This is a genomic window from Providencia sp. JGM181 (genome assembly GCF_018257375.1).
GTDB classification, from domain to species: Bacteria; Pseudomonadota; Gammaproteobacteria; order Enterobacterales; family Enterobacteriaceae; genus Providencia; species Providencia lanzhouensis.
In genome coordinates, this window is the sequence record NZ_JAERJY010000309.1 from 1 (window position 1) to 504 (window position 504).

The following is a 504-nucleotide window of genomic DNA, read 5'->3' on the forward strand; positions in this document are numbered from 1 at the left end:
CAAGCAATGAAATCGCTGAAGTTTTCAAGTATGACGAATGGGGTTCAAGTGTCTAATCCTTCCCCGTACTACATCACATTAGACAGCGTAAAAATTGCTAATAAACCCGTTCAGTTGAGCTCAGCAAAGGGAAATAACATGATTGCGCCGTTTAGCAGCATCACTTATTCCCACGTTCAACGACAAGGCGCGGTTGAATGGAAAGCCATTAATGACTATGGCGGAAAGGACGAGTTTCATGCGCAAATTCAATAAATTACTGATTGTATTTTTCGCAATGTCACTTAGCGGATGGCACCTAGCACAGGCCGAAAATACCGAGGTTAGAGCCGTCATTACCGATGATGTTGGTTGTGAGATTCGCATTCCCAATTCATTGCAATTTACACCAATGCGCACATCCGATTTTCAAGGCGCGGTGACCACGCATCAAATTAAGCCCTTGAAAGCGCAATTTATCTGTGTGGATAAAACGGGAAATCTGACCCCAAAAATTACGTTACA

At 43.3% G+C, this 504-nt stretch carries 1 protein-coding gene and 1 pseudogene; both read left to right on the forward strand.

Translation table 11 applies throughout. The features are described from left to right. On the forward strand, positions 1 to 255 hold a 255-nt coding region (locus JK188_RS17680; protein ID WP_442959133.1), incomplete at its 5' end, for a fimbrial biogenesis chaperone. Next, positions 239 to 504: pseudogene (locus JK188_RS17685) on the forward strand (fimbrial protein); the annotation flags it as partial. The gene JK188_RS17680 and the pseudogene JK188_RS17685, both read left to right, overlap by 17 nt.